Source organism: Acidisphaera sp. L21 (assembly GCF_009765685.1).
In the GTDB taxonomy this organism is placed as follows: domain Bacteria; phylum Pseudomonadota; class Alphaproteobacteria; order Acetobacterales; family Acetobacteraceae; genus LMUY01.
Window position 1 is genome coordinate 10,055 of the sequence record NZ_LMUY01000137.1, and the last position, 750, is coordinate 10,804.

Below are 750 nucleotides of genomic sequence, written 5' to 3' on the forward strand. Positions count from 1 at the left end.
CTAGCGCCACCGGCAGGTTGCCGCTGGGATGTGCCGGATCCCGGCCGAACAGGTAATCGTTCCAGTCCAGCACCCGCAGCGCCGTGCCGTTGACGAAGGCGGCCATCGCGCAGGAGGTGCGACCAGCAGCACCCACCAGACCCGCCTGCGCCGCACCGCCAAGCTCGTTGGCGAGTGCCCGCGCAGCGGTGGCGGGCGGCGAGGCGGCGCCGCCCAGCGTGCAGGCCACGGCGTCCAGCACCAGGAGCTTGGTCCGTTCCACCACCGCGCCGGGCAGTGCGTCGAAGTTGACGGAATGGACGAATTCGGCCAGCCGGTGCTGGACAGTTAGCTCAGAACGCAAACCGGCTCATCCCGCCGTCGACAGGGATCACCGTGCCGGTCACGTAGCTTGCGCGGTCGGAGGCGAGGAACACCGCCAAGCCGGCGATCTCCTCCGGATCACCGAAGCGGCCGGCGGGTATCTCCGCCTGGGCGAACTCCTGCTCCGCTTCCGGCGTGGGATAACGCTTGGCGATCTGCTCGCTGCGGATGCGGCCGGGCTGCAAGCAGTTTAGCGTGATGCCGTGCGGCGCCAGTTCGCGCGACAGTCCCTTGGACCAGACGTGCACCGCCGCCTTGGCGGTGAACGCCGCGTTGAGCGCCTTTGGTTCGGACGTGCCGGTGAAGGTGACGACGCGGCCCCAGCCGGCATTCCGCATGCCCGGCACCACGGCGTGGGTCAGCTCCCGGATGCGGAAGAAGTTCAGC

The 750-nt window shown here is 69.5% G+C and carries 2 protein-coding genes; both read right to left on the bottom strand.

Annotated elements, in window-relative coordinates:
• Positions 1–343, bottom strand: a 343-nt coding sequence (locus tag GSQ76_RS25510) for an MmgE/PrpD family protein (RefSeq protein ID WP_174247402.1), incomplete at its 3' end; no start/stop codon positions are given.
• The coding region (locus tag GSQ76_RS31435; protein WP_216851293.1) for an SDR family NAD(P)-dependent oxidoreductase at positions 333–750 on the bottom strand (418 nt) is incomplete at its 5' end. The genes GSQ76_RS25510 and GSQ76_RS31435, both read right to left, overlap by 11 nt.